The 5,673-nt window shown below is 44.7% G+C and carries 2 protein-coding genes and 1 pseudogene; all 3 read left to right on the top strand.

Annotated features, from left to right (window positions below; genetic code table 11):
• Positions 1 to 179: pseudogene (locus MUN53_RS18060) on the top strand (endonuclease/exonuclease/phosphatase family protein); the annotation flags it as partial.
• 608 nt (positions 180 to 787) lie between these two features.
• Positions 788 to 3,940 carry a hypothetical protein gene (locus MUN53_RS18055; RefSeq protein ID WP_243326799.1) on the top strand — a complete coding sequence of 1,051 codons (3,153 nt, stop codon included), beginning with the start codon at positions 788 to 790 and terminating at the stop codon, positions 3,938 to 3,940.
• Positions 3,941 to 4,100: 160 nt separating this feature from the next.
• Positions 4,101 to 5,582, top strand: a complete 1,482-nt coding sequence (locus tag MUN53_RS18050; RefSeq protein ID WP_243326797.1) for a glycoside hydrolase family protein — start codon at positions 4,101 to 4,103, stop codon at positions 5,580 to 5,582.
• The last annotated feature ends 91 nt before the right edge of the window (positions 5,583 to 5,673 follow it).

Below are 5,673 nucleotides of genomic sequence, written 5' to 3'. Positions count from 1 at the left end.
TCTATTATCCTGCAGAAGGACTGTCTGTAAAAGATGCGGTTATTTTTGGCCCGGAAGGAAGTATTTGTAAAAGCCAGCGTATCAAGGAAACTTCCAAAGATCGTTTTATCATCCCATTGGCTGTTTGGCCTACAGATCATAAAGGTTTATTGGTTAAATTCAAGTTATACACATACTAGCACTCTTATTAATAAATACAAATAACGTTATTTATAAATTAAATAATAAAATCGTTTAGTAATTTATTCTATGCAAATGAAATCCTCTTCTCTGTACAAATCATGGATATGAGATAGAGGATTTTTTCAATTATCGATAATCTTTTTATCAAAAATATAAACACAGCACTTTAAATCCTTTCATTATAGATAACATCTATAATTCAATCTATCAAAAACAAAAATTCTTATGTATTTCTTGGAAACAGTTATAAGACCGACGTATTACAATCATTTTTACTGGTTTTCGTTTTTAGCTACAGATATTTCCTTTCCGTCCAAGATAGTTTCCAAATTATACTTTTTCTAATAAAGAGAACATTTTCATTACTCCTATGATCTTTTATAATTATCCATTTGACACTCTAAAGATAAATACTTTTTAGACATCCCTCCAATTATAACAAGTCAGCCCTGAATGAAGAAAAAGATAATTTATCTTGGAAAACTATTAGTTGTTAAGTTGTTTACATGAACACTTCATCAATTCCCCAAAAAACATTATCTTTATCCGCAAGATTTAATCCATAAAAATGAATAAGCACAACTTTATCAATCGTTTAATAGGTATGAAAAACATATTCATCCTTTTCTTCAGTCTTAGCTTCTTCTCTTCATTCGCAGTCAAGGCTGATACCTCTTGGAAAGAAATCCGGACCGTTGTCTTTACCCCCGAAAAAGGACAGGAAGCGTATCTGCTTCAACCGGACCAGGGAATTACACAAACCGTACAGATCGGACAAGGTTCGATTCCGACCCGAAAGTTTCTGCGTGTTGTAGGCGGTATCCAGATGCCGGCTCCCTTCGAAAGCAGAGGAGAAGAAATGTTCAGAAGATCGGAATTCTATATTGACGATAACCTGGATTCAATCATTCGGAAGAAAGACCGGTATTCGTTGTATTTTAAAGGAGATAATGATCCGTTTGAACGACATGCCTATTATCGGATCAGTGGTTCGCTATTGAAGCCGGGAGAGCTGACGGTAACCATTCCGGTCGTCAGGAAACAAGACCTGACGGTTTCTCCGGATGGAGACTTTGGTCTGGAAATCGAATTGTTTTATCCGAAAGCCGGACGGGCAGCAGACGATATTTATGACCAGCCGGATTCGGTTCTGTATATGCCGATTCCGGAAGGAACCGGCAAACAACAGGCCGTTTCGAGTACTTTTCAGTTGAATCGTCCTGTTGCCTGTGCGCTGATCCGTATCGGTGGTACTCACTTCAGCGGAGCCTGTTGGGTAGAAGCTCCCCGGCTGACACAGGGAAAGAAACAGGTCTGTTCCATTCCATTCACCCAATTTGCCCAGAAAACCGACGACTTCAATTACTGGGTGGGAGTGAATCTGGCCACTCGTAGCTGGCCGATGTGGAAACTGGAGTTCAACGGAAAGACGATCTTCCAGGGAAATATGTTCGACCGGGCTTCCAACGTAGCCGACTTCTATATTCCCTTACCCGACTCCCTGCAAGGAAACGGAGACCTGAAACTCTCTTTACTCAAAGAGCCTCATCGGGCAGCCTATCCGTATGCCTTGCAACGGCTGGAAGTAATCGAAGAATATGCCCGCGACTACGAAGTCATCTCCGTCCCCAAATACGTAACCAAACAGACAGCGTTTGGAGTATTGGTCGAAACCAACCGTCCTCAGGTCTCCTTGCACGTACAAGCCAGCGGAGCAGCCAGTCCGAAAGAACAGACGTATGTCTTCGAAGAAGAAGGGCTGCATGTCGTTGAATTCCGTGCCGAAGCAGCCGGACAACCCATCTCGTTATGCTTCGACGACGGAAACCGGAAAGAAGAGGTACAAGTCCGGCAAGTGATCGACAAGGCAACCGAATCCATCTATCTTTCATCGGGAGATGAGATTTATATCGACAAACAGTACGTGCCTTACGACTACTTCTTCAAATGGTATATCAGTCAGCGTGTCGGAAACTGGTATCAGTTCCGTCCGTCTTATCAATGGAGCGGATTCCGGATAGCCGATCCGGAAATCATCCGTCATTATACCCAATTACTCAGTCAGCTGAAGATACCGTATGCCTGGCAAGTAGAAGGCCGGACATTGGCCGGAAGCCGTATCAATCCGTCGTTAGAGACGTTGGCTTCGCCCCAGTTCAAAGGGAAGCAGGCACACGAGAACGACGGTGGGTATTACTACTGGCAGCATTTCAAATACCAGGGTTTGTTCTCGGACATGGCCGCCCGCACCCGTCCTTACGGTGGCATCTTTGCCAAACACCGTCCGATCTATACCGACCATGGCACCTTTATCCATCACGATCCGCAAGGCATAACCGATATGGCCGACGGAGCCCGTCAGTTCGTTGCCAACCTGCGATATTCAAAAGGAGAAAGTACACGTCATACCGGTCCGTCGTCTCTGTTCCGTTACTTCTATCAGGCCGGATACGAATGGCTGGGAGCCGAACAAATGTATGGACCGGAAGAAATCATCCTGTCTTCTCTACGAGGAGCTTCCCGCGCATACAACCGTCCGCTTTACGGTTCATTACACGCCATGCAATGGGGATCTTTCCCGTTTACCGATCCGAAGCATGCGTTGCGCCATTATATGTCACTGGCCGTTGCCTATATGCATGGTTCATCCCATATCAATACCGAAGAAGCCTTGTGGACTGATGAATATGCCAACGACCGGTATTCGGAATCCGGCAAAGCCCATCTGTTCGCACAACACCAGATCCTCGATTACATCGAGACACATACACGTCGAGGCGATCTACAAAGCCGGATAGCCGTTATCCAAGGACGGAATGATGCCTGGAAGTCGTTTGTCCGCGGATCTGTCTGGTCGCAAGACGGAGACAAATGGAAATTCAACCAGGCCTGTGAAAGCTTTGACTTGCTGCGGGTATTCTTCCCGGAGAATACAGTCAATGCCTGCGGACCGGACGGATGGTTTACCTCAACCCCTTACGGACCGGTTGATTTGCTGCCGGTTGAAGCTCCACAGGATGTCATGAGCCGTTACAAGCTCATGCTCTTTTTAGGCTGGAACACCTACGATGAGAATGATTTCCGAAGAATCCAAAAGTATGTCTTCGACGGAGGGACCTTGCTGCTGTCGGCTGCTCATCTGAATGCCGAACTGCAACCGGACCAGCCCACCCGGTTCCCCGAGAACGATCAGATCATCCGGGAAATGTTGGGAGACGACTATCGGTCGATGACAGGCAAACATGAAATTCCATACGGAAGTGGCCGGATTATCTACTTTGCCACTCCGGATTATCCCATAGCATCCTCATTGGTTTCCGCATACGAAGAGACCATACACACCTTAGCCGCTTCATCTATCCAGGAAGAGCCCGAAAAAGGTTGGATCGCTGCTTCGCCGCATGTCGGTTTTACGGTATGGGATGAAGGAAATCGCCGCACCCTTCTTCTTCTGAATACAGACTGGAAAAGTGATTCTGACGAGGTGAAAGCAGAATTCTGCTATGGTGATAAGAAGTTTATGGTTCCGGTCCGCCGTTATCATGTAGAGAATATTCATTGTGCAGCCGGCCTAGCCGTACGTCCTGAGGCCAATACAACAGATATTCTATCCATACAGCCAACTTCCTCTGGTTGGGACATTCAGGTTCAGACAACCGGAGATGATCAGCTACAATGTATGCAAGCCGTTTCCGGTCAGGAAAAGACTATAACATTGCAAGGATCCGGTATCCATTCGGTACATATTGAGCAATAAATATCGAAATTGTGTTACTATTCCACTGTTTTGTTATAAACACAAAGGGAAATAACTCCTTTTTTTGCATTGGATTGTTGATGTGAGCATTCACTTGCCGTGGACTGATTCAAAACAACCGGAAATCATGGAAAACGTAACTTATAAAAACAGCTGATGTATGAAAAAATGGATAGGATGTATGCTGGCTCTTTTGAGTACCAGTACAATGGTAATGGCCCAGATTACAGAACGAGAAAGACCGGCTTCATGGAGCCAATTAGTAAAAGGCGGACGTTTTGCCGACCGCTTTCAACCCATGCCCAACGGAAAACTATCTGCTGATACATGGGGAGCAAAGGAAGTTGTTCCCCGCTTTATCGACAATGGTATAGAAGATCGTATCCGTTCTTATTGGGGTGGAAATATATTGAAAGGTGAAGATGGAAAATATCATCTGTTCGTTTGTGGCTGGCGGGAAGATTCTCCCAAAGGACATCACGAATGGCCTCGTTCCATTGTTTATCATACAACTTCTGATAATCGCTTCGGTCCGTATCTCATTCAGGATACGATCGGTCCAGGACATAATCCGGAGGCATTCAAAACCCGGTCAGGGAAATATGTGATTTATGTGATTGATCATTATTACTTATCGGACAATCTGAACGGCCCGTGGACAAAACATACATTCGATTTTGATCCTCGCGACCGGAAAATCATCGAAGGATTATCCAACCTTACCTTTACACAGCGAGAAGATGGTTCGTATCTGATGGTTTGTCGTGGAGGCGGTGTATGGATCAGTCAGGACGGATTATCAACCTATAACCAGATCAGCGACCAACGAATTTATCCTCCAGTGGAAGGAGAATTCGAAGATCCTGTTGTATGGAGAGATTCCGTTCAATATCATGCTATTGTCAATGACTGGCTAGGACGCGTCGCTTTTTATCTGCGTTCTAAAGACGGTGTCAAATGGGTAACAGATCCGGGAGAAGCTTATATGCCTGGTATTGCCGTACACAAAGACGGAACCAAAGAAGACTGGTTCAAATATGAACGGATCAAGATCTTCCAAGACGAACAAGGCCGGGCTATTCAAGCTAACTTCGCAGTTATCGATACTTTAAAGAATGAAGATAAGCCGAACGATCGGCACAGCTCAAAAAACATCAGCCTTCCTTTGAATCCGGGAGTTCTGATGACATTATTGGATAAAAAGCCTATTACGGCTAAGACGAAAGAAATCCGTCTTCTGATCAAGGCTGAATCCAACTTTAATCCGCAAACAGAAATAGATATTCCGTCTTTACGTTTCGGAGCCTCCACGGAAGTCAACTTTGGAAGAGGCTGCAAACCAATCCGCACAGAACAGTCGGGTAAGGATCTGATCGTCATCTTCGACGGTCAAGGGAATGGCATCACAGAAGATGAATTTGCTTCGAAACTTCTTGGGAAAAAGAAGAATGGAGAAATGCTATTCGGTTATACGCGTCTTCCGTGGGTAAAATATATCGAACCGATATTATCTGTCCGGAAACCGGAAGTGATCACAGCCAACGGGAAATCCCAGATAAAAGTAGTTGTTGAGAACTTTGGTCAAGTTGCCTCTAAACAGACGAGTGTACGGATTGTAAGTAATACCCGTTGGCGGAATTAAATTAGCGCATATTTAACTTTGCCAATGGGTTTGTTGTTTTTATAGTTGATGTATTGTAGGATTGTAAGTGCGCTAATCTTCCCTATAATTC

The organism is Parabacteroides faecalis (assembly GCF_022809355.1).
Classification (GTDB): Bacteria; Bacteroidota; Bacteroidia; order Bacteroidales; family Tannerellaceae; genus Parabacteroides; species Parabacteroides faecalis.
Note: the sequence above shows the minus strand (reverse complement) of the source record. Positions and strands in the feature narration are given on the sequence as shown.

Coding starts and splice junctions, on each gene's coding strand:
- MUN53_RS18050 (WP_243326797.1), top strand. CDS start 4,101: ATGAAAAAATGGATAGGATGTATGCTGGCTCTTTTGAGTACCAGTACA.
- MUN53_RS18055 (WP_243326799.1), top strand. CDS start 788: ATGAAAAACATATTCATCCTTTTCTTCAGTCTTAGCTTCTTCTCTTCA.